This is a genomic window from Nitrospirillum guanabarense (assembly GCF_034653355.1).
In the GTDB taxonomy this organism is placed as follows: Bacteria; Pseudomonadota; Alphaproteobacteria; order Azospirillales; family Azospirillaceae; genus Nitrospirillum.
In genome coordinates this window covers 1,425,505-1,445,933 of the sequence record NZ_JAYEER010000003.1, presented here as the reverse complement: position 1 = coordinate 1,445,933, position 20,429 = coordinate 1,425,505, and the positions used below count along the sequence as shown (strand labels likewise).

18 protein-coding genes are annotated in these 20,429 nt (G+C 66.5%); 9 read left to right on the top strand and 9 right to left on the bottom strand.

Annotation, left to right across the window (positions count from 1 at the left end; genetic code table 11):
• Nucleotides 1–161: 161 nt before the first annotated feature.
• The 5 genes from UAA55_RS15680 (at nucleotide 162) to UAA55_RS15660 (ending at nucleotide 6,235) form a co-directional block, all read left to right on the top strand.
• Nucleotides 162–1,673 carry an undecaprenyl-phosphate glucose phosphotransferase gene (locus UAA55_RS15680; RefSeq protein ID WP_322953870.1) on the top strand — a complete coding sequence of 504 codons (1,512 nt, stop codon included), beginning with the start codon at nucleotides 162–164 and terminating at the stop codon, nucleotides 1,671–1,673.
• Between the two features lie 184 nt (nucleotides 1,674–1,857).
• On the top strand, nucleotides 1,858–3,057 hold the full coding sequence (locus UAA55_RS15675; protein WP_322953869.1) for a glycosyltransferase: 1,200 nt from the start codon (nucleotides 1,858–1,860) through the stop codon (nucleotides 3,055–3,057).
• Complete coding sequence (locus tag UAA55_RS15670; RefSeq protein ID WP_322953867.1) at nucleotides 3,054–4,478, top strand: hypothetical protein; 1,425 nt, start codon at nucleotides 3,054–3,056, stop codon at nucleotides 4,476–4,478. Before UAA55_RS15675 ends, UAA55_RS15670 begins: the two co-directional genes overlap by 4 nt.
• 60 nt (nucleotides 4,479–4,538) lie before the next feature.
• Nucleotides 4,539–5,969, top strand: a complete 1,431-nt coding sequence (locus tag UAA55_RS15665) for a hypothetical protein (RefSeq protein WP_322953866.1) — start codon at nucleotides 4,539–4,541, stop codon at nucleotides 5,967–5,969.
• A 26-nt stretch (nucleotides 5,970–5,995) separates the two neighbouring features.
• Nucleotides 5,996–6,235, top strand: a complete 240-nt coding sequence (locus UAA55_RS15660; protein WP_322953864.1) for a hypothetical protein — start codon at nucleotides 5,996–5,998, stop codon at nucleotides 6,233–6,235.
• An 87-nt stretch (nucleotides 6,236–6,322) separates the two neighbouring features.
• Here UAA55_RS15660 and UAA55_RS15655 read toward each other — a convergent pair whose 3' ends face one another.
• The 7 genes from UAA55_RS15655 to UAA55_RS15625 all read right to left on the bottom strand — a co-directional run bounded on the left by UAA55_RS15655 (nucleotide 6,323) and on the right by UAA55_RS15625 (nucleotide 13,846).
• The gene (locus tag UAA55_RS15655; protein WP_322953863.1) at nucleotides 6,323–6,826 is read right to left on the bottom strand and encodes a hypothetical protein; all 504 of its coding nucleotides are present in this window, start codon (nucleotides 6,824–6,826) and stop codon (nucleotides 6,323–6,325) included.
• Between the two features lie 2 nt (nucleotides 6,827–6,828).
• Nucleotides 6,829–7,758, bottom strand: coding sequence for a hypothetical protein (locus UAA55_RS15650; protein ID WP_322953861.1), 930 nt, complete (start codon nucleotides 7,756–7,758; stop codon nucleotides 6,829–6,831).
• 87 nt (nucleotides 7,759–7,845) lie between these two features.
• On the bottom strand, nucleotides 7,846–8,643 hold the full coding sequence (locus tag UAA55_RS15645; protein WP_322953860.1) for an FkbM family methyltransferase: 798 nt from the start codon (nucleotides 8,641–8,643) through the stop codon (nucleotides 7,846–7,848).
• Nucleotides 8,644–8,675: 32 nt separating this feature from the next.
• Nucleotides 8,676–10,220, bottom strand: coding sequence for a lipopolysaccharide biosynthesis protein (locus UAA55_RS15640; protein WP_322953859.1), 1,545 nt, complete (start codon nucleotides 10,218–10,220; stop codon nucleotides 8,676–8,678).
• A gap of 145 nt (nucleotides 10,221–10,365) precedes the next feature.
• Nucleotides 10,366–11,340 (bottom strand): GDP-L-fucose synthase, encoded by a 975-nt coding sequence (fcl, locus tag UAA55_RS15635; protein WP_322953858.1) that lies wholly within the window; start codon nucleotides 11,338–11,340, stop codon nucleotides 10,366–10,368.
• Nucleotides 11,309–12,412 carry a GDP-mannose 4,6-dehydratase gene (gene gmd, locus UAA55_RS15630; protein ID WP_322953857.1) on the bottom strand — a complete coding sequence of 368 codons (1,104 nt, stop codon included), beginning with the start codon at nucleotides 12,410–12,412 and terminating at the stop codon, nucleotides 11,309–11,311. The genes fcl and gmd overlap by 32 nt, the downstream gene beginning before the upstream one ends.
• Nucleotides 12,413–12,559: 147 nt before the next feature.
• Complete coding sequence (locus UAA55_RS15625) at nucleotides 12,560–13,846, bottom strand: glycosyltransferase family 4 protein (protein WP_322953855.1); 1,287 nt, start codon at nucleotides 13,844–13,846, stop codon at nucleotides 12,560–12,562.
• Between the two features lie 343 nt (nucleotides 13,847–14,189).
• On the opposite strand from UAA55_RS15625, the gene UAA55_RS15620 reads away from it, so the two are divergent.
• Together UAA55_RS15620 and galE are read left to right on the top strand one after the other, a co-directional pair.
• On the top strand, nucleotides 14,190–15,560 hold the full coding sequence (locus tag UAA55_RS15620) for a glycosyltransferase family protein (RefSeq protein WP_322953854.1): 1,371 nt from the start codon (nucleotides 14,190–14,192) through the stop codon (nucleotides 15,558–15,560).
• A gap of 78 nt (nucleotides 15,561–15,638) precedes the next feature.
• Entirely contained in the window at nucleotides 15,639–16,676 is a 1,038-nt protein-coding gene (galE, locus tag UAA55_RS15615; RefSeq protein WP_322953853.1) for a UDP-glucose 4-epimerase GalE, read from the top strand.
• 10 nt (nucleotides 16,677–16,686) lie between these two features.
• Here galE and UAA55_RS15610 read toward each other — a convergent pair whose 3' ends face one another.
• On the bottom strand, nucleotides 16,687–16,875 hold the full coding sequence (locus UAA55_RS15610; RefSeq protein ID WP_322953852.1) for a Rieske (2Fe-2S) protein: 189 nt from the start codon (nucleotides 16,873–16,875) through the stop codon (nucleotides 16,687–16,689).
• A gap of 190 nt (nucleotides 16,876–17,065) precedes the next feature.
• Nucleotides 17,066–18,259, bottom strand: coding sequence for an amino acid aminotransferase (locus UAA55_RS15605; RefSeq protein WP_322953851.1), 1,194 nt, complete (start codon nucleotides 18,257–18,259; stop codon nucleotides 17,066–17,068).
• A 155-nt stretch (nucleotides 18,260–18,414) separates the two neighbouring features.
• Here UAA55_RS15605 and UAA55_RS15600 point away from each other — a divergent pair, with 155 nt between their 5' ends.
• Both UAA55_RS15600 and hmgA read left to right on the top strand, forming a co-directional pair.
• Complete coding sequence (locus UAA55_RS15600; protein ID WP_145610276.1) at nucleotides 18,415–18,885, top strand: Lrp/AsnC family transcriptional regulator; 471 nt, start codon at nucleotides 18,415–18,417, stop codon at nucleotides 18,883–18,885.
• A 219-nt stretch (nucleotides 18,886–19,104) separates the two neighbouring features.
• Complete coding sequence (gene hmgA / locus UAA55_RS15595) at nucleotides 19,105–20,424, top strand: homogentisate 1,2-dioxygenase (RefSeq protein ID WP_322953850.1); 1,320 nt, start codon at nucleotides 19,105–19,107, stop codon at nucleotides 20,422–20,424.
• The last annotated feature ends 5 nt before the right edge of the window (nucleotides 20,425–20,429 follow it).

Genomic DNA, 20,429 nt, shown 5'->3' with positions numbered 1-20,429 from the left:
TTGCCGCAGGTGCGAGAAAGTCCCAGCTTGGTCACAGGACTTCTTGATTCAGGCATGGCCTGATTTAGGCGAACTCGGCTGATGATCAGCCACCCTTGGCCTGCCGCCGCACGTGCGTGGGCGGCCATGGCCACCGGTCGCCGCATTCAGGAACCCAACCCATGCCCCCAGCCCTGTCCGAAGCCCTTTCCACCCCACTCGTCACCCTGCGGGAGACCCAGACGGTCACCGCGCCCGTGACGGAAGCCCAACGCCTGCGCAGCGGCCGCCCCGTGGCGCCGCAGGTGATCACCGGCACCGCCGCCGCCGTCGACGCCCTGGCCATCCTGGCCACCGGCCTGGTCGCTGGCGCCCTGGCGGATGGCACCGTCGCCCGCCCCCTGTTCGGCCTGGTCATGATCATCGGCCTGGCGCTGGGCATGGTCGCCCTGCGCTGGACCGGCGCGCGCCAGCTGAACCGCCTGTGCAAGCCCGCCGACGGCCTGCTGCCGTTGGCCCTGGCCTGGGCCGCCGCCGCCGGCGGCCTGGTGGCCCTTTTGTACCTGCTGGGCGCCTTCGATCCGCCCATGACCAGCTGGCTGGCCATCTGGTCGCTGCTGGCGCTGGGCGCCCTGCTGGCGGGTCGCCTGGCGACTTATCTGGCCGTGGGCGCCTGTCAGCGCGCCGGGCGTCTGACCCAGGCTGTGGCCATTGTCGGCACGGGGCCGGAAGGCCAGCGCCTGCTGCGCCGCTACCGTGCCAATCCACGCGATGACCGCCATGTGGTGGGCGTCTATGACGACAACTGCGCCAGCCATGCCCGCTTCTGCGTCGGCTATCCCATCCGCGGCGGCCTCGACGACCTGCTGACCGAAATCCGCGAGGGCCGGGTGGACCGGGTCATCCTGGCCATGCCCCTGTCGGACGAGAACCACGCGCTGGCCGCGGCCCTGGCCAAGCTGAGCCTGGCGCCGGTGGACGTGGGCATCAGCCTGGACCAGGTGGAAATCCACCGCCAAGCGGGCGGATGGCGCGAAGGTGCTGGCGATGAGCCGCCGGTGCTGGACCTGCTGAGCCACCCGCTGACCGGTTGGCGGGCCATTGCCAAGACGGTCGAGGACCGGGTGCTGGCCGCCATCATCCTGGTCATGATCTCGCCCATCATGTTGGCCATCGCCGTTGCCATCAAGCTGGAGAGCAAGGGCCCCGTCTTCTTCAAGCAAAAGCGCCACGGCTACAACAACCAACTGATCGAGGTGTACAAGTTCCGCTCCATGTATCACCACATGGCGGACGCGAACGCCGAGAAGCTGGCGCAGCGCAACGACCCCCGCATCACCCGCCTGGGCCGCATCCTGCGGCGCACCAGCCTGGATGAGCTGCCGCAGTTCATCAACGTGCTGCGGGGTGAGATGTCCATCGTCGGCCCGCGCCCCCATGCCCAGTCGGCCAAGGCCGGCGGCCTGCTGTACCGCGACGCCGTCGCCCACTACGACAGCCGCCACCGCATGAAGCCGGGCATCACCGGCTTGGCCCAGGTCAGCGGCTGGCGGGGTGAGACCAGCACGGTGGAACACATCGTGAAGCGGGTGGAGCACGATCTGCGCTACATCGAGACCTGGACCGTGCTGGGCGACCTGAAAATCATCGCCCGCACCATCACCAGCAGCATTTTCACCAAGAATGCCTACTGACACCAACGGTATCAGGCTTCGCCTCGTGCCGTTGTGGGACGCGCCCCGTTCACATGAAGACGCGTCCGCCGGAAGGTTCCGGGGAACGCAGTGGACTGGAAACTGAGGAAGCCAAGCGGGCGGATGCCCGCGCCCGGCGCCCGAGGGGGCCGGGGATATACCACCACAGAAGGGACCGTAGCCCATGCGCTGCCTCTGGATCACGCTGGCCGACCCCGACCCGCCCCATAACGGACAGTACATCTATTCCGGGGGGCTGATCGGCAGCCTGGCGCAAGCGGGCGCCGACATGGCGGTGCTGGGGCTGAGCCGTCCGGACGGCAAACGCGCCGACGGCGTGAGGGAAACGCCCGGTGCCGGCGCCATCGCCTGGCACCTGGCGGAGCACAAGCCCCGCTCGCGCTGGAGCAGCCTGCGGTCCCCCCTGCCCAACATCGCCCACCGCTGCGGCACGCCGGACATGCACGCCCGGCTGCGCCGGCTGCTGGCCACGCAATCCTGGGACAGCGTGGTGCTGGACGGCGTGGGGTCGGGGTGGGCGTTGGCGGATTTCCTGCGCCAGTACCCGAACCGGCACAAGCGGCCCAAGCTGGTCTACGTCTCGCACAACCACGAGGAGTCGCTGCGGGCGCAGCTGGCGCACAACCAGTCCAACCTGCTGAAGCACCAAGCCATGCGTTTCGACGCCGCCAAGGTGACGCACCTGGAACGCGCCATCGTGAAAGAGGCGGACCTGATCACCGCGATCACGCCCGACGACGCTGACCTGTACCGCGAACGCTGGCCCGACAAGGCCATGGCCGTGGTGACCCCGGGCTATCGCGCGACGGAGCGTGAGAAGAAGCCCATCAGCCGCGACCTGCCCCGCCGCGCCGTCATCGTCGGCAGCTTCGACTGGATCGCCAAGCGCATGAACCTGGAAGAGTTCATCAGCGTGGCCGACGCCATCTTCGCCGCCAACGGCGTGGAGTTGGAGGTGGTGGGCAGCGGCGACGCCACCTTCCTGGCCAGCATGCGCAAGCGTGTCCTGGCCACCCGCTTCACCGGCACGGTGGACGACGTGCGCCGCCACATGGATGCGGCCCGCATCGCCCTGGTGCCGGAACGCAACGGCGGCGGCTTCAAGCTGAAGGTCCTGGACTATGTCTTCAACCGCCTGCCCATCCTGGCCCTGAAGGGCTCGGTGGCCGGCGTGCCGCTGGAACAGGAGGAGAGCATCCTTCTGTACCCCGGGCATGAAGACCTGGCCATGGGCGTGGTCCAGTCCATCGACGACCTGGACCGCCTGAACAACCTGCAGGACGCGGCCTATCGCGCCTGCCGCGACAGCTTCCACTGGACCAGCAGGGGGCCGCAGCTGCTGACGGCCATCAGTGCGGCATGACGACCTGGACCGAATGGGCGGGATACGGCGCCGTTCCCCAAGACAGCACCGCGCAGCGGCGGCCGCTGGGGGTCATGGATTGGGTGTTGCTGGTGGGCTTCCTGCTGGGCATCTACACCGGCTTCGCCATCCAGATCACACCCAACGTCCCCTTTCCCGCCGCCATTTCCGGCATCACCGGGGTCATCCTCCTGTGGCGCCGGCGGCACCGCATCTCACCCGCCGGCCTGGCCGCCTTCCTGGGCGTGACCCTGCTGCTGCTGGCCTCCATCCTGTACGCGCCAGGGCTGGACCTCTTGTCCAAGCGCACCACCGGCCTGCTGCAGATGATCTATTCGCTGGCCATCTCCTACGCCCTGTTCCTGACGGTGGTGGAGGCGGGACCGGCGGCCTTCTGCCGGCTGATGCTGGTCTTCATCCTGTCCATTATCGTCGGCACCCTGCTGGAGACCTATGCCGGCCTGGCCGCGGTCAGCGACGCCGTGCGGCAGAAGATCTACACCTCGGGCGTCTATGACGCCGACATCCGGGACGAGTTGCTGTATGGCAAGGTGCGGCCCAAGCTGTTCACGTCGGAACCATCCGCGGTCACCTTCTCCTACACCTTGTTCTCCTTCTGCTGGCTGCTGACCAGCACCTGGAAATACAAGCGCTTCGGCTATCTCGCCATGATGGCGGCGGCCATGGTGGCCATGCCCGGCCCCACCTTGCTGCTGATGCTGTTGCTGCTGGGCCTGCACGAGATGGTACCCAAGGGGGAGGACCACGCCCCCACCCTGCTGAGCGTGCGCCTGATCAAGATCGGCGCCGTCGCCGCCCTGGCCCTGATCGCCTTCGCCATCATCGCCAGTTCGGTCTACGCCGCCCGCCTGGACAACATCACCAACGGCGACGACGAAAGCTTCTTCTACCGCGTCATCGGCCCCTTCCTGGTGACGGTGGAGGTGCTGAAGAACCATCCCATCCTGGGCATCGGCCTGACGGGCGAACAGATGATCGCCGACAGCATCGCCACCGTCTTCCTGCGGTCCGGTTCCTTCTCTCCGCTGTGGAACATCCCCGACCCGCAGGAGGTAATGACCAATTACTTCTGGCTGCACTGGGTCTATCTGGGCATTTGCGGCGGCGTGGTGCTGATGCTGGCCATCACCGGCTGGCTGCGCAGCCTGGGTGTCCATGCGCTGGCGCTGTGCTGGCTGGGCTGGGCCATCCTGGGCCAGGCGTCCGGCGCCTATGTCAGCCCCAAGACCTGGACCGTGCTGATGCTGATCGCGGCCTGCAGCATCCTGCATGCCGAGGCCCACAAACGGAAGATGGCGCCGCCGGCGCCCATACCGGCCCCACCCCCGCCGCCACGGCCCTATCCCCCCGGCACGCTGGTCGCCATCGGCGGCAACAGCCGGCCCCGTTACCGACCCTAGCCGGCGCACCGTGACAAGACCGGCCCTGACACCGTAGCCACCAAGCCCCGAGGCAGAGTGATGACCCTTGCGACCCAGTGGACGGCCCCTGACATCGGCGCGTGGGCGCCGCAGCGATCCTGGGGGGTGGAGGCGCCCGGACCGGGCATGGCCCGCACCGACTGGGTCCTGCTGGTGATCTTCCTGCTGGGCATCTACACCGGCTTTTCCATCCAGATCACGCCCAGCGTGCCGTTCCCCGCCGCGATCGCCGGCATGGCCGGGGTCATCCTGCTGTGGCGCCGGCGGCACCGCGTCTCCCCCACCGGCCTGGCGGCGTTCCTCGGGGTGACCTTGCTGCTGCTGGCCTCCATCCTCTACGCGCCAGGCCTGGATTTGCTGTCCAAGCGCACCACAGGCCTGCTGCAGATGATGTATTCGCTGGTCATCTCCTACGCCTTGTTCCTGACGGTGGTGGAGGCGGGGGCGGCCGCGTTCTCGCGCCTGATGCTGGTGTTCATCGTCACCATCGTCATCGGCACCCTGCTGGAAAGCTACGCCGGCCTGGACCGCATCAGCGATGCCGTGCGCCTGGCGATCTATCACCAGGGCATCTACGAGTTCGACATCCGGGACGAGATGCTGTACGGCCGCGTGCGGCCCAAGCTGTTCACGACCGAGCCATCGGCCGTCACCTTCGCCTACACCCTGTTCGCCTTTTCCTGGCTGCTGACCAGCGACTGGAAATACAAGCGCCTGGGCTATCTGGCCATGACGGGCGCCGCGATGGTCGCCATGCCCGGCCCCACCCTGCTGCTGCTGGTGCTGCTGCTGGCGCTGCATGAACTGGGCCCCAGCGATGACGCCAGCCAGTCCACCGCCACCCGCATCCTCAAGCTGGCGGCGGTGGGCATCCTGGCCATAACCGCCTTCGCCATCGTGGGCAGCACGGTCTACGCCAATCGCCTGCACGAGATCGCCTCGGGCAACGACGAGAGCTTCTTCTACCGCGTCATCGGCCCCTTTCTGGTGGCGGTGGACGTGGTGAAGCACCACCCCATCCTGGGCGTGGGCCTGACGGGCGAGCAGCTGGTCAGCGACAACATCGCCGATGTCTTTCTGCGCTCCGGCGCGTTCAGCCCGCTGTGGAACATCCCCGAACCCAACGAGGTGCTGATCAACTACTTCTTCCTGCACTGGGTCTATCTCGGCCTGTGCGGCGGCATCGTCATGATCCTGGCCATCAGCGGCTGGCTGCGCGCCCTGGGCGTGCGCGCCGTGCTGATGTGCTGGCTGTCCTGGGCGGTGCTGGGCCAGGCGTCCGGCGCCTATGTCAGCCCCAAGACCTGGACCGTGCTGTTCCTCATCGGCGCCTGCAGCGTGCTGCACGCCCGGGCCAAGCGCGCGGCGGAGGCTCCCGTCCCCGCCCCGCTGGAGCCGCCCGTGATCCTGCCGGCTGCGGCCCTGCCGCCCGCCCCGCCCACCATCCCGCCCCTGGCGGCCCTGCACTAATCCAACCCGAAAGAGGGAGCCCCCCCATGGACCTCTGGCCCGACGCCCCCTCCCCCGCCACCGATCCAGACTTTCCGGGGGTCGCGACCACCGCCGTGGCGGAAGCATCCCTATCACCATCACCGTTCGAAATCGCCAGCGGCATCATCGACCTGCCGCCCAGCCCATCGGAACTGCTGGCCGCGGCCGCCATGATGCGGGCGGCCTACGCCCTGTCCGCCACGATAGCTGATAAAGTCCCCCGGGCGCCGAAGGTGTCCGCTTAGGCCGGCTGGCAAAGGGCCGGACAGGAGGTTCTTCACACAGGGGCAAATGTCATGGGATAACTATCTCTGTACAGTGTGTGCATACAATTAATCTTCAATTATTTTAGTTTCTAATGAACAATAACTCATATGGCTTTTCAACAGAAGCCATCTACCCGCAATTTTCACGACGATACCTCCACCGCCACTTAAATTCTTCGTAAAATCTACCAGCGCGACATCTTCTATCGGCTCATCTTTAAATTCCGCACGGAGGATTTTCTTTTCTTCGCATGATGGATCCTGCTTCCGATCATCAGATACGTTACATTCCGGAAGTTCGCTCAAATTGCGCAGTATGAGATTGTTATTCGCAATGGAATTTCTAGTCTTTTCGTCAATATCGTGCCCATTGATTGAGACATAAAAGTCTCCCCTCTCTCCCTTTAAGTATTCACGCGCCAACACAGCAGCGGCCGCATCTGCATCATCCACAAAAACCCCGATTGATGGAGTGTATATCTTATATATTATTAATATAATCGCCAGAAACGACGCCGCGCCAATCAAATTGGCCGCCATCTTAATCGAAATTATTGTCAACTTTTTCACAATCACTTCTCCGGCATGTTAGCAATTGCGAAAGCGTCGGCGCAGCATTCTTCATCACCCGCACAGGTTCCACCGTGCTGCTGATGAAATAACTCGTGCCGAAGCACATACTGCATAGTCCGTCTAGCATCAGTCTTTCCCAGCCCTGGTATTACGGCGCCAGCGGCTGCAGACATATAAATCTTCGACGTATTGGTTCGCGGGTCGGTTAGCCCACCGGCGACGAATCCACCCGTCAATCCGTTGGCTTGCGAAAGGGCCGCCCGCATTGATCCTGATAGCAACGGATCATTCATTTTCCTCGTAGTCGCCGCGAACCACGGAACAAAGGAAAACCTATCAAAATCTTGTTTTGAAATAAGGCCAGCCCTCAACATATTCTCCAATTCTTCATCGAACATCTTCTTGGCGTCAGCCTGACTAAGTATCCTATTTTCATATATAGGATATTGCCCGCATACTTTCCGCGTATTTTGCGAGTTCTTGTCTTCGGGTAGGATGGAAGGCTTATTCGGCGCACCCCCGGCCTCCATCTGCTTAACCTTGACGGGTTCCGGCGATGCCCCGCCCTCATCCGTCCAGCACCCATGATCGTCCCGCGCCTGGTCAGGGCTGTACTTCGCCAGGTTGTCGTTGGCCCGCGCCAGCCGGACGGCGGCGTCCCAGTCCAGCTCGGGCAGGCGCAAATGCACGGCGCGGATCAGCGCGTCGGCGATCTTGGTGAGGCCGGGCAGCACGGCGGCGTCCGGTTCAGCGCCGGGATAGGCGCGCTTGAGCAAAACCGCCACCTCGGCCGCCGGGCGGACCTGGTAGCCGCCGGCGCCCTTGGCCAGCAGGGGCACGCCGGCCAGGGCCAGGCCCTCGTCCGTGCAGCTGAGGCCCAGGCCGCCGGGGCCGTTGCTGAGGCGGTAACGACGCTGCCAACCATCCATGTTCGCTCTCCCTGTTGCTGGAAGAGCACCGTATGTTCTTTGTTTGTTCTTGTCAACCTGCGCGCGAACACCGGCCGGCGCGGGCCGCTACTCCTGCGCCAGCTCGGCCGCTATGTTGGCCAGGGTGCCGGGGGATTCCTGGCGGGGCAGGAACAGGAAGTTGTTCACATAGTCGGCGAACTGGCTCCGGGCCAAGCCAGGGCGGTAGTCCTGGATGTCCTCCGGCCGCTGCATGGTGGCCACGTCGAAGTCATCCAGGGGGCGCAACTTGTTATGGTAAAGGAAATAGCCCTGGTAATCGATGGCGTCGAAGAAGCGGGCAATGCGGCCGATGGAGCCACGGGCGTGCCGCTCCTCGATCTCCACCAGGATGCGGGGGCGGGAGCGGGCGATGGTCCCGCGGCCACCTTCCAGCACCGCCTCCTCATGCCCTTCCACATCGATCTTGATGAAGGCCACGTCGCCGGAATAGACGGCGTCCAGGGGGGCGGAGGTCACCTTCAGCTCACGCTGCGCCGGCTGGTCGGCCAGCGCGGTGGGCGACAGGGTGGATAGGCCGGTCTCCGCCTGACCCGCGACCACCGGAATGTGCAGGCGGGCGATCCCTGAGGCCTGCGACAAGGCCGTGGGGTAAACCACCACGTCGTCACCGAACTTGGCCGCCAGGCGCTCCGCCAGCCAGGGCACCGGCTCGAAGGCGTACACGCGCCGGGCATGGGGTCGCATGAAATGGATGTAGCAGCCTTCATTGGCGCCCACGTCGATGGCGTCGCGCCCAGGCTCGCAGAGATGGCGCACCAGGCGGGTTTCGGCTTCACCGAAATGCTCGAAATACTTGTGTTCAAGCCACAGCATCATCGGCGTGGGACAGACGGTGCGAACCAACTGTTTCGCACCGCGTCTCAACGCACCGGGTATCATTCAGCCACCTCCTTCGCGAAGGCCGTCGGTGCCGGTTGCGGCGCCTGCCGGGAAAACAGGGAGCGGACCACGCTGGTCATGGCGTCCCGGCTCGGCCGCATCAGCAGGAAGGCGACCCCGGCGGTGAGCATGCCCACCACCGTGGCCACCGCCAGCGCCACCAGGGGCGTCGCCAGCAGGCTCTCGGGCATCACGCCGTTCCTCAGGATCCAGACGACGCCGGCGACGGCCAGCGAGGCCCCGACCGAGGGCATGATGCGCAGGTATAGATCGCGCTGGGTGACGGGCTCCTGCCCCGCCGCCAGGTAGAAGCAGACGGGCAGGCGCACGACCAGGCCGATGGCGGCGTAGGCCCCCGCCACGCCCACGGCGCCATAGGGGATGCCGGCGACGAAAGAGGCGATGGCCAGGCCCACGTCGATGGCGGTGGAGCGCAACAGGTCGCGCGACCGCCCCTGGGGCAGGTAGATCAGGCCGGCCGTCATCAGCGTGGGCTGCACGGCCGCCACCAGGGCGAAACAGGTGATGAGGGGCGACATCGCCTCCCACTTCGGGCCGAACAGCAGGTTGGTCACCCAGTCGGAGGCGACGGCGGCACCAGCGGCGGCCGGCATGGTGACCATGGCCACCCGCTCGATCAGGGTGCCGAACGCCCGGCGGAAGCGCTGCGGCTCATCCACCAGGCGGCTGAGGGCCGGCATGGCCACGGAATAAAGCGGCGCGTTGATGCTGTTGATGGGGACCAGCACCAGACGCGCGGCGCGTTCGTATAGCCCCAGAGTGGCGGCGCCAAATAATCGACCCACCAGTATCTGGTCCACGCTGCGGGCCAGGGTGGCCAGGATACCGCAGCCGGAGACCGACAGGCCGAAGCCCAGCAGTTCCGGTATGCCCGGCGTCCGCCGGGGCGGCGACGGCCGCCATCGGCACAGGATCCAGCAGCCGGTCATGACCAGCAGCGGGGCGGCCAAGCGCTGCGCCACCAGCGCCCAGTGACCCCAGCCTTGGAAGGCCAGGACGACGGCGACGACGAAGGCCATCAGCTCACTGCCCGTCTCGGCGATGGCGATGGCGGAGAAGCGCATTTGCCGGCGCAAAAGGGCCCAATGCTGGACCGTGGCGCCGCTCATGACGAAGCCCAGGGCCAGCCAGCGGGTGACCGCCTCCAGGTCGGGCTGCCCGTAAAAGCGGGCGATGGCGGGGGCGCCCAGGGCCAGGCAGGCGGCGATGAGGCAGCCGGCGCCGGTGTTGATCCAGAACAGGGCGCTGACCTGTTCGTGGGTGATGTCCGTTTTCTGCATGGTGGCGGCGGACAGGCCCAGTTCCTTCACGATCTCGAACAGGGCGGTCATGGCGCCGACCATGGCGATAAGGCCGAACTCTTGCGGGGCCAGCACCCGCGCCAGCACGATGACGGAGCCGAACTGGGCAACCAGCTTCACCACCTGGGCCCCCAGCATGACGGTGCCCCCGCGGGTCGCCCGGCGGCCGATGTCCCCTATCAGGTGGGCGGTATTCAGATCGCCGTTCCGATCACGCATTAACACCTCTCACCGGTGGCCCGGACGCACGGACCGCCGTTGTTGGGGTGGAACCAATGCCCGGCCCGGCGAGGGCAATCGCCGAACCGGGCATTGGCGGCGACGCCCCGGCCGCCGGGGAGAGCCGGCGCCCGACGGCTCGCTGTCAGGCATGGACAACCGGCGCGCCCCGGACGGAGCCGATGTTTTCCACATACCAGCGGTAGGTCTGGGCAAGGCCGTCGTCGATCGACGTCGGCGCCCGCCAGCCCAAGGCTTCCAGGCGGCTGTTATCCATGATCTTGCGCGGCGTGCCGTCGGGCTTGCTGCGGTCGTGGACGATCTCGCCCTGGAAACCCACCACCCGGCAGATCCGTTCCGCCAGTTCGGCGATGGAGACCTCCTGGCTGCTGCCCAGGTTCAGCGGCCCCTCCTCGGAATAGTGCTTCATGACGAAGACCATGCCGTCGGCGGCGTCATCGACGAACAGCAATTCGCGCAGGGGCGTGCCGCTGCCCCAGATTTCCAGGGTCTTGGCCCCTTCCTGCTTGGCCTTGTGCGCCTTGACCATCAGGGCCGGCACCACATGGCTGGCCATCAGGTCGAAGTTGTCGCCGGGACCGTACAGGTTGGTCGGCATGACCGAGGTGAAGTCGCAGCCGTACTGGCGGCGATAGGCCTGGCACAGCTTGATGCCCGCGATCTTGGCGATGGCGTACCACTGGTTGGTGGGCTCCAGCGGGCCGGTCAGCAGCGCCTCTTCCGGGATGGGCTGGGGCGCCATCCGCGGATAGATGCAGGAGGATCCGAGGAACAGCAGCTTCTCCACGCCCGAGCGGTGGGCGCTGTCGATGATGTTCGCCTCGATCATCAGGTTGTCGTAGATGAACTCCGCCGGCCGGGTGTCGTTGGCATGGATGCCCCCGACATGGGCCGCCGCCAGGAAGACGGCGTCCGGACGCAGATCCTTCATCCACTTGTCCACCTGGCCGCTGTTGCGCAGGTCGCAGTGGTGGCGGCCCACGGTTAGGATGTCGCATCCCTCCCGCTCCAGCCGCCGCACCAAGGCGGAGCCCACCAGGCCGCGGTGACCCGCGACCCAGACGCGCTTATTGCGCAGCTCGTAAGGGGGCTTGTGCATCGTGCTGTCCTTCCCACTGCTTGACGGGGGTGCGATCCAGAAGGGCGCGGTCGGCGTTCACCATCTCGAACACCAGTTCCTCGAAGGCGATGCGGTGCTGCCAGCCCAGGACCGATTTGGCCTTGGCCGGATCGCCCAGCAGGAAGTCCACCTCGGCCGGGCGGTAATAGGCGGGGTCGACCGCGACCAGCACCTTGCCCGTGCGGCGGCAGTAGCCGCGCTCGTTGACGCCTTCGCCACGCCACACCAGCTGGCGGCCGATGCAATGGAAGGCCAGCTCCACGAACTCGCGCACCGAGTGGGCCTCGCCGGTGGCCAGCACGTAGTCGTCCGGCTTGTCCTGCTGCAGCATCAGCCACATGCCTTCGACATAGTCGCGGGCATGGCCCCAGTCGCGGCGGGCCTCAAGGTTACCCAGGTAGAGGCAGTTCTGCAGCCCGCGCTCGATGGCCGCCACGGCGCGGCTGATCTTGCGGGTGACGAAGGTCTCGCCGCGCTCCGGCGATTCATGGTTGAATAGGATGCCGTTGCTGGCGTGCATGTTGTACGCCTCACGGTAGTTCACCGTGATCCAATAGCCGTACATCTTGGCCACCGCGTAGGGGCTGCGCGGATGGAAGGGTGTCGTCTCCGACAGCGGCTCGCTGCTGATGCCGCCGTAGAGTTCGGAGGTGGACGCCTGGTAGAAGCGCACGTCGTCCTGCATCTTCAGCGACCGCACGGCCTCCAGCAGGCGCAGGGTGCCGGTGGCGTCCACATTGGCGGTGTATTCCGGCATCTCGAAGCTGACGGCCACGTGGCTCATGGCGGCCAGGTTGTAGATTTCGGTCGGCCGCGTCTCGGCGATCAGGCGGGTCAGCACCATGCTGTCCGTCATGTCGCCGTAGTGCAGCGAAAACTCGAACCCACCCTCATGGCGGTCACGGTAGATGTGGTCCAGCCGGTCGGTATTGATGGACGACGAACGGCGCTTGAGGCCGTGGACCACATAGCCACGAGCCAGTAGGAACGAGGCCAGGTAAGACCCGTCCTGGCCGGTGATACCGGTGATCAACGCGGTTCTATTCGACATACGCTGCTCCGTTCATCAAAAGGTTGATCGCTGTGTTCAGCAAAATCTTGGGAGTTCTGTTCTTTCAGGGTTTTTTGGTTGCGGGGGCGCTTCTTTCCCTTGTTCTAGACGCCCCTTGCCCGGGTGACCGGCGGCCCCTCCGCTCGCTCAGGGAAACAGCACAGCGCGGGCGACACGGTCCCAGGTGTAGGTTTCCAGCACGTGGTTCTGGCCGCGCGCGCCCATGACGGCCAGGCGCTGCGGGTCGGACATCGCGTGGATGATAAGGTCGGCCAGCACCAGCGGATCGGCGCGCGACGCGAGGAAGCCATATCGGCCGTCGCCGGTGATCTCGGGCAGCCCGTTGCGGTGCAAGCCCAGGACAGGCGTGCGGGATATCAGCGCCTCCAGATAGACCTGCCCCCACGGGTCGTTGAGCATGGGCTGCACCAGCAGGGAGGACCGGCGGTACAGCTCCTGCAATTCCGCCCACGGCAGGCTGGAGCGGAAGTCGATGGCCGGATGCTCCGGCACCCGGTCGCGCACGGTGGAATCGGCCACGATGGTCAGGGTCAGATCCGGCCGGCGCAGTACCGCCTGCTGGAAGGCCTCGATGACCAGTTCGCCGCCCTTTTCCCGGAACAGATGCTTGCAGACGAACAGCAGCTTGGGCTTGGCGTAGTCCTTGGGCCCGATATAGGGCTTGATGTCGCCCATGCCCGAACCCACCGCCGTCACCCGCGCCGCCGGCACGCCGTAATGGCTGATGATGTGGTCACGCACATAGCGGCCGAAGGTGAAGATATGGTCGACGCAGTGCAGCGATCGCCGCTCCAGCTCCTCATAGGCTTCCAGGGCGCGGGCGCTGTAGCCGGCGATGTCCGGCCGGTGCTCCGCCGCCAGCGCCCAGGTGTGATCGCAATAAAGATAATGGTGGACGCGGTGCGCCCGGTCGAACATGGGATCGGCCGTCGCCTGCGCCTCCACCGCCGGCAGGTCGAGCGCACCGGTGTGGATGATGTGGCGGGTGCCGCGCTCCGCCGCCTTGGCCGCCAGCTGGCGGGCCAGGTGGCGCCGGGCGGGCTCGGCGCGGTACAGCTGTTCGGACGTCATCAACTTGCCGTAGCCGCCCATCACGTGGCGCGCCGCCAAACCCATCTTGAAGGTCTTGGACAGGTGGGGGTGGAAGCCTTCCACCGTGACGCCCAGCTTTTCCAAGGCCACGCCCAGGTTGCGCGGGGCGCCCGACCAGGTGCGGGGATGGGCGGGATCGCCGAAAACCGAGGTGATGGCCACGTGATCGAAGCGCCGCTCGCCGACCCCGCCCTCCACGAAGGATGGATGGACGGGCGGCTCCTCCCCAGAAAGCCCACCGAAAACCGGCGGCGGCTGCGGGGGACGCCCGGACGGATGCGATTGGGACAGGGGAATGTGCGCGGCCACGGCCTTGGTCACTCCGGTCGGTTAATCCGGCGGCGGTTTCGCGTCCTGGAACCTGTCCGGCCCCGAGGCGTTCCGGACAGGACTTGGGGCCGAGCGAACCCGCTGATGTCGTGATTGAAATCAAACAAGACCGACGTCTAACCCGCCAGTGACCAACCTGTGACCGGGGGTGGTTCATCTGCCTCATTTCAATCACAGGGGCTACCACTGCGGAAAAAAGACATACGCCCTTTAATGATAAGGCGGCCCTGTTTTGTCACAGCACGGAAAATCCGCCCAGGTCCATGATGAATTACTTCGCAATGGCCGCTAATGGGGACGCCCCGTGACGTCAAGAATTCCCAGCGCAGCATTCATGGAAAATAGTCAGGCTGCCACCGCCGCCGTTTCACCCGCCGACACCCCCGCCCCGCCGCAGACGGGCGCCTCTGAAGGCGAGGTTCCGGGCGATTGGATGACCCAGCGCGTGGGGTCGGGCGCCGCGCCGGCGGACAAGGCCGGCGTGGTGTTCCTGACCCAGGACATCACCGACGTCAGCACGATCAAGCGGGTGCGGGAATTCCTGGACAACGGCCTGCCCGTCCTGGTTCTGGGCTTCGAGCGCGAGCGGTACAACAGTGGTTATCGGCCGCCCTGGCCCCATGTGCTGCTGGGCCGCACCGTGGACGGCAAGTACGCCCATCGCCTGCAGGCCTTGGCGGGCGCCCTTCGCGTCATCTTCCGCCACCGCGCGCGCCTGACCGACGCCACCATCCTGTACGCCCGCAACATCGACCAACTGCTGCTGGCCCTGGTGATGAAACTGTTCATCAGCCGGCGGGCGGAGGTGGCGTATGAGGTGCTGGACATCCAGCCCATGTTCGTGGCCCACGGCCTGCGTTCCTTCATGTTGCGCCTGGTGGAGCGGCTATGCCTGACCCAGGTGAAGCTGCTGGTGCTGTCGTCCCCCGGTTTCCATCGGCATTACTACGCGCCCACGCAGAAGTTCCGCGGCCCCTGGCTGCTGGTGGAGAACAAGCTGCCCCGCGTCGGGCTGCCGGCGCGGCCGAAACCGGTCGCCGCCCCCGCCACCATCGCGGCTGACGCCAGGCCCGCTGGCGCCAAGCCCCTGATGCCGCACCGCCCCTGGGTGATCGGCTATTTTGGCCTGATCCGGGGGGAGCAAACGGTGGACCTGATGCACCGCCTGGCCCAGCGCCTGCCCGACCGGCTGCAGATCCGCTTTCGCGGCGTGCTGACCACGGTGGATGAGAAGCGCTTCTTCAAGACGCTGGAGTCCTGCCCCAACATCGTCTATGGCGGCCGCTACGACCATCCGGGCGAGCTGGCCGACATGTACGCCGGCGTGGACTTCGCCTGGGCGCTGGACTTGGAGAACACCCAGCACAATTCGCGCTGGCTGTTGCCCAACCGCTTCTATGAGGCCGGTTATTTCGGCGTGCCCTGTCTCAGCGTCCAGGGATTCGAGGTCGACCGCCTGGTGCGGCGCCACGACGTGGGCTGGGGCTTCGACCAGCCGCTGGAAGAGACCATGGTCCGCTTCTTCCAGGAGCTGACCGTGGAGGACTACGAGCGCAAGCGGCAGCGCCTGCTGGCCCTGCCCGACGAGACCTTCGTCGCCGGTGAGGAGATCCGGGCCCTGTGCCGTTTTTTCGCCCGGCGGGCCGCGACCCCGATGGAAAAGCCGCCCGTTGAAAAGGGGATGCAACCGCACCCCGCCTCCTGATCCGCCGCCCCCGATTTATCGCGGACCCATCAAAAGCCCCCCGAGTTGTCGGGGAGAAGACTGTGAAGGGAATAGGCTATGAGCGACACCGTTGTGGTGACCGGCGGCGCCGGCTTCATCGGCAGCCACGCCTGCAAGGCGCTGGCCCAGGCTGGGTTCAGCCCCGTGACTTATGACAATCTCAGCCGCGGTCCTCGGGAGGCCGTGCTGTACGGCCCGCTGGAGGTGGGCGACATCGGCGATGTGGACCGGCTGACCGCCGTGCTGCGCGACTATGATCCCTGCGCCGTCATGCATTTCGCGGCCTATGCCCATGTGGGCAAGTCCGTCTGCGACCCGTTGCTGTATTACCGCAACAACGTCTCCGGTTCCGTCGGCCTGCTGGAGGCCATGCGCGACGCCGGCGTCACCAACCTGGTGTTCTCCAGCACCTGCGCCGTCTATGGCGTGCCACAGCGCGTGCCGATCACGGAGGGCCATCCCCAGGCGCCCATCAACCCCTATGGCGCCAGCAAGCAAATGATGGAGCGCATCATCGCCGACTGCGAACCCGCCTGGGGCCTGCGCGCCGTCGTCCTGCGCTATTTCAACGCGGCCGGCGCCGACCCGGACGGTGATTTGGGCGAGAATCACGACCCCGAGCCGCACCTGATCCCCAACGTGCTGGACGCGGCCCTCGGCCGCAAGGACGGGCTGACGGTCAATGGCGCCGACTACCCAACGCCGGACGGCACCTGCATCCGCGATTACATCCATGTCAGCGACTTGGCCCAGGCCCACATCCTGGCGCTGAAGCACCTGCTGAGCGACGGGACCTCCATGGCCCTGAACCTGGGGAACGGCAACGGCTATTCCGTACGTGAGGTCATGGAGGCGGCGGAGCGGGTGACCGGGCTGCCCATTCCCTGGCAGGTCGGACCCCGCCGGCCGGGCGACCCGCCCTCCCTGGTCGGCGACGCCACCCAAGCCCGCCGGATCCTGGGCTGGACGCCGGAGCGTGGCGGCCTGGACGTGCAGATCGCCGACGCCTGGCGTCGTCGCCTGCGCGAGCTGCAGGCCCCCAGGGATGTGGGTGTGGCCGTTGGCGAAACCCCTCCGGCGCGTAAAACCGCCTGATCGGGGTCCCCTAGGCCGTCTCGACGAAACCGTCGCGCACCGCCACCGGCCAGGGCAACAACCCCTGGCCGGGGCAGGGGCCGGCGACACAGCGTCCGGTATCGATGTCGAACAGGGCGCCATGCCAGCCGCAGCGGATGACGTCGCCGCCGGCCAAGTCCTGGCCAAGGTAGTCGTCCAGGGTAAAGGCCAGGGGCACGCCGGCGTGGGGGCAGCGGTCGACATAGCCGGTGACCGCCGCACCACGAAGCCATGGAAGCGGTCGCCCTGGATCTCCAGCACGAAGTTGCGGGCGCCAAGCGGCGCCAGCTCCGCCATCGCGCACAAGCGCACCCCGGCCGGCGTCCGGGTCAGCCGCGGGCGGATGCCACCCGGCGCGGGCGCGTCGCTCAACGGACGGCCCGCAGCGCGTCGATGAACTGCGGCACGGTGGCCAGCGTCAGACCGGCCAGGTTGGCGCGGCCGTTGCCCACCATGTAGACGGCATGGTCGCGCCGCAGCAGGCCCACCTGCTCCGGCGACAGGGGCAGCAGCGAGAACATGCCGCGCTGGCGCCCCAACGGGGCCAACCAGGCGTCACCGGCGGCCAAGGCCTGGCGCACCTGGTTGATGCGGGTGCGCATGGCGTCCAGTTCCGTCCGCCACTCGGCGGTCAGGCCGGCGTCATCCAGGATGACGCGCACCAGGGCGCCACCGTGGTCGGGCGGCATGGACCAGTTGACGCGGGCCAGCAGCAGGATGTTGGAACGCATCAGCGCGGTGCGCGCGGGCGTGCCGCCCTTGGCGTAGAGGGCGCCCACGCGTTCCCGGTAAAGCCCGAAATTCTTGTCGCAGGAATAGGCCACCAGGGCATCCGGGGCGGCGTCCAACACCAGGCGGGCGCCGGCGGCATCCTCTTCCAGCCCGTCGCCCAGTCCCTGGTAGGCAAGATCGATAAGCGGGATCAGGCCGCGCTCGGCCACCACCTCGGCCACCGCCCGCCACTGGGCCTGGTCCAGGTCGGCACCGACGGGGTTATGGCAGCAGCCGTGCAGCAGCACCACGTCGCCGGCGTCAGCACCCTTCAGGGCCGACATCATCTCATCGAACAGGATGGTCTGCGTCGCCTGGTCGTAATAGCGGTACGTGGCCACGGTCAGACCGGCGGAGGTCATGATGGGCGCGTGGTTGGGCCAGGTGGGTGTGCCCAGCCAGACCTTGGCCCCAGGCTTCTTGGCGTTTTTCTGGGCGGCGTTCACCAGCTCCGCCGCCAGGCGCAGGGCGCCGGTACCACCGGGCGTCTGCACCCCCACCGTCGTGTCGGCCGGCATGGCCTTGCCGAACACGATGGGCTGCAGCAGTTCGGTGTAGCGGATGTCGCCCTCAGGCCCCAGGTAGCTCTTGCTGGCCTGCGTCTCCAGCAGCCGGCCCTCGGCCGCCTTGACCGCGCGCATCACCGGTGTGGCGCCGCTGTCGTCGCGATAGACGCCGACGCCCAGGTCCAGCTTCCCGGGCCGCGGGTCGTCGCGGTACAGGGCGATCAGGGACAGCAGGACATCGGCGGGCTGCGGCGTCAGCGCGTCGAAAGGCGTCGGGGCGGACATCGTAAAGACTCCCTTATAGGCGGGGCTGGATCCGCCCCCAGTGGCGGCACCCCTATCGTTGCTGAATGATTTTATGCGAAAGCCATGACAATGTCCTTTCATTGACGCCGAACCGGGGACCATTATGGGAAGCGTGTTTCGCAGGATCGGAAAAAATGAAAGAGATTGATCAGTTCGATGAAATCGACCATCGCATCCTGCGCGCCCTGCAGCGCGATGCCAGCCTGAGCCATGCCGCCCTGGCGGAGGAGGTCGGCGCCTCCCCGGCCTCCTGCTGGCGGCGCATCAAGGCGCTGGAGGGGGCGGGCATCCTGGGCGCCACCGTGCGCCTGGTCGACGCCGCCAAGGTGGGTCGCGGCGTCAGCGTCATGTGCCAGCTGCGCATGAAAAGCCACGCCACCAAGGACAGGCAGGAATTCGAGGCCTTCATCCAGACGCGGGGGGAGATCATGGACTGCCACAGCATGTCGGGCGAATGGGACTATCTGATGCGGGTGGTGGTGGCCGACGTCGCCAGCTATGAACGCTTCCTGATGCGCGAGTTGCTGGCCCACCCGGCCGTGGCCGCCGCCGCGTCGCACTTCGCGCTCAGCCAGGTGAAATACACCACGGCGCTGCCCATCTGATCTTTTCCGTTTTCGGGAGCTTCCTTTCACCAGCGGCGCTTTCGCCGCGAAACCTTTTCAGCGCTGTCGGGTTCCGCCAGCGCGATTGAAAGGTTTTCGCGGAGGCCGCCGGCCATCCGGGCCGGGAGCCAAAGTCCGGCGGCGTTTATCCATTTGACAAGCGGCGGACATCGCCCCTTATATCGTTTCAAATGAAACGATCTGGTGGAGGCAGCGGCCATGACCCAGGACAGCATCCGAGACAACGCGCCCTTTGACATGATGAGCGGCTTCGGTAACAGCTTCGCGACCGAGGCCGTGCCCGGCGCCCTGCCCGTGGGCCGCAACTCGCCGCAGAAGGTGCCCTTCGGCCTGTATGCCGAGCAGCTGTCGGGCAGCGCCTTCACCGCCCCGCGCACGGAGAACCGCCGCTCCTGGCTGTACCGCCTGCGCCCCACCGCCAGCCATGCGCCCTTCACGGCATATGGGCGGGCCAGCCTGCTACGGTTCGGCCCGTTCGATGAGGTGCCGCCCACCCCCAACCGCCTGCGCTGGGATCCGCTGCCCCTGCCCGACGCGCCGACCGACTTCGTCGACGGCCTGGTGAGCTATGGCGGCAACGGCGACGTGGCCGCCAACACCGGCATCGCCATCCACCTCTACGCCGCCAACCAGTCCATGACGGCAAGGGTGTTTTACAACGCGGATGGCGAATTGCTGCTGGTGCCGCAATTGGGCCGCCTGCGCCTGGAGACGGAGCTGGGCCGGCTGGAGGTGGCGCCGGGCGAAATCGCCGTGGTGCCGCGCGGCGTGCGTTTCCGCGTCCTGCTGCCGGACGGCACCGCCCGGGGTTATGTCTGCGAGAACTACGGCGCGCCGTTCAAGCTGCCCGACCTGGGCCCCATCGGCGCCAACGGCCTGGCCAACCCGCGCGACTTCCTGACCCCCGTCGCCTGGTTCGAGAACGTGGATGAGGCGACCGAGGTGGTGCAGAAGTTCCAGGGCCGCCTGTGGACCACCACCCTGGACCACAGCCCCCTGGACGTGGTGGCCTGGCATGGCAACCTGGCGCCCTACAAATACGACCTGGCGCGGTTCAACACCATCAACACCGTGTCCTACGACCATCCGGATCCGTCCATCTTCACGGTGCTGACGGCGCCATCGGAAATCGCCGGCACGGCCAACTGCGACTTCGTCATCTTCCCGCCGCGCTGGATGGTGGCGGAGGACACGTTCCGGCCGCCCTGGTTCCACCGCAATGTCATGAATGAATTCATGGGCCTGATCCATGGCCAGTACGACGCCAAGGCCGGCGGCTTCGCGCCCGGCGGCGCCTCGCTGCACAATTGCATGAGCGGCCACGGCCCCGATCGCACCAGTTACGAGCGCGCGGTGGCGGCGGACCTGAAGCCGCATAAGATCGAGAACACCATGGCCTTCATGTTCGAAAGCCGCTGGGTCATTCGACCCACCCGTTTCGCCACCGAGACCCCGCTGATGCAGTTGGACTATGATGACTGCTGGGCGGGCTTCACCAAGGCCGAGCTGCCGCGATGAACATT

Bases quoted from the DNA above. Each gene is read 5' to 3' on its own strand.
- UAA55_RS15650 (WP_322953861.1), bottom strand. From the start codon at position 7,758: ATGGATGGTTGGCAGCGTCGTTACCGCCTCAGCAACGGCCCCGGCGGC.
- UAA55_RS15600 (WP_145610276.1), top strand. From the start codon at position 18,415: ATGAAAGAGATTGATCAGTTCGATGAAATCGACCATCGCATCCTGCGC.
- UAA55_RS15680 (WP_322953870.1), top strand. From the start codon at position 162: ATGCCCCCAGCCCTGTCCGAAGCCCTTTCCACCCCACTCGTCACCCTG.
- hmgA (WP_322953850.1), top strand. From the start codon at position 19,105: ATGACCCAGGACAGCATCCGAGACAACGCGCCCTTTGACATGATGAGC.
- fcl (WP_322953858.1), bottom strand. From the start codon at position 11,340: ATGCACAAGCCCCCTTACGAGCTGCGCAATAAGCGCGTCTGGGTCGCG.
- galE (WP_322953853.1), top strand. From the start codon at position 15,639: ATGAGCGACACCGTTGTGGTGACCGGCGGCGCCGGCTTCATCGGCAGC.
- UAA55_RS15605 (WP_322953851.1), bottom strand. From the start codon at position 18,259: ATGTCCGCCCCGACGCCTTTCGACGCGCTGACGCCGCAGCCCGCCGAT.
- gmd (WP_322953857.1), bottom strand. From the start codon at position 12,412: ATGTCGAATAGAACCGCGTTGATCACCGGTATCACCGGCCAGGACGGG.
- UAA55_RS15620 (WP_322953854.1), top strand. From the start codon at position 14,190: ATGGAAAATAGTCAGGCTGCCACCGCCGCCGTTTCACCCGCCGACACC.
- UAA55_RS15665 (WP_322953866.1), top strand. From the start codon at position 4,539: ATGACCCTTGCGACCCAGTGGACGGCCCCTGACATCGGCGCGTGGGCG.
- UAA55_RS15660 (WP_322953864.1), top strand. From the start codon at position 5,996: ATGGACCTCTGGCCCGACGCCCCCTCCCCCGCCACCGATCCAGACTTT.
- UAA55_RS15670 (WP_322953867.1), top strand. From the start codon at position 3,054: ATGACGACCTGGACCGAATGGGCGGGATACGGCGCCGTTCCCCAAGAC.
- UAA55_RS15675 (WP_322953869.1), top strand. From the start codon at position 1,858: ATGCGCTGCCTCTGGATCACGCTGGCCGACCCCGACCCGCCCCATAAC.
- UAA55_RS15640 (WP_322953859.1), bottom strand. From the start codon at position 10,220: ATGCGTGATCGGAACGGCGATCTGAATACCGCCCACCTGATAGGGGAC.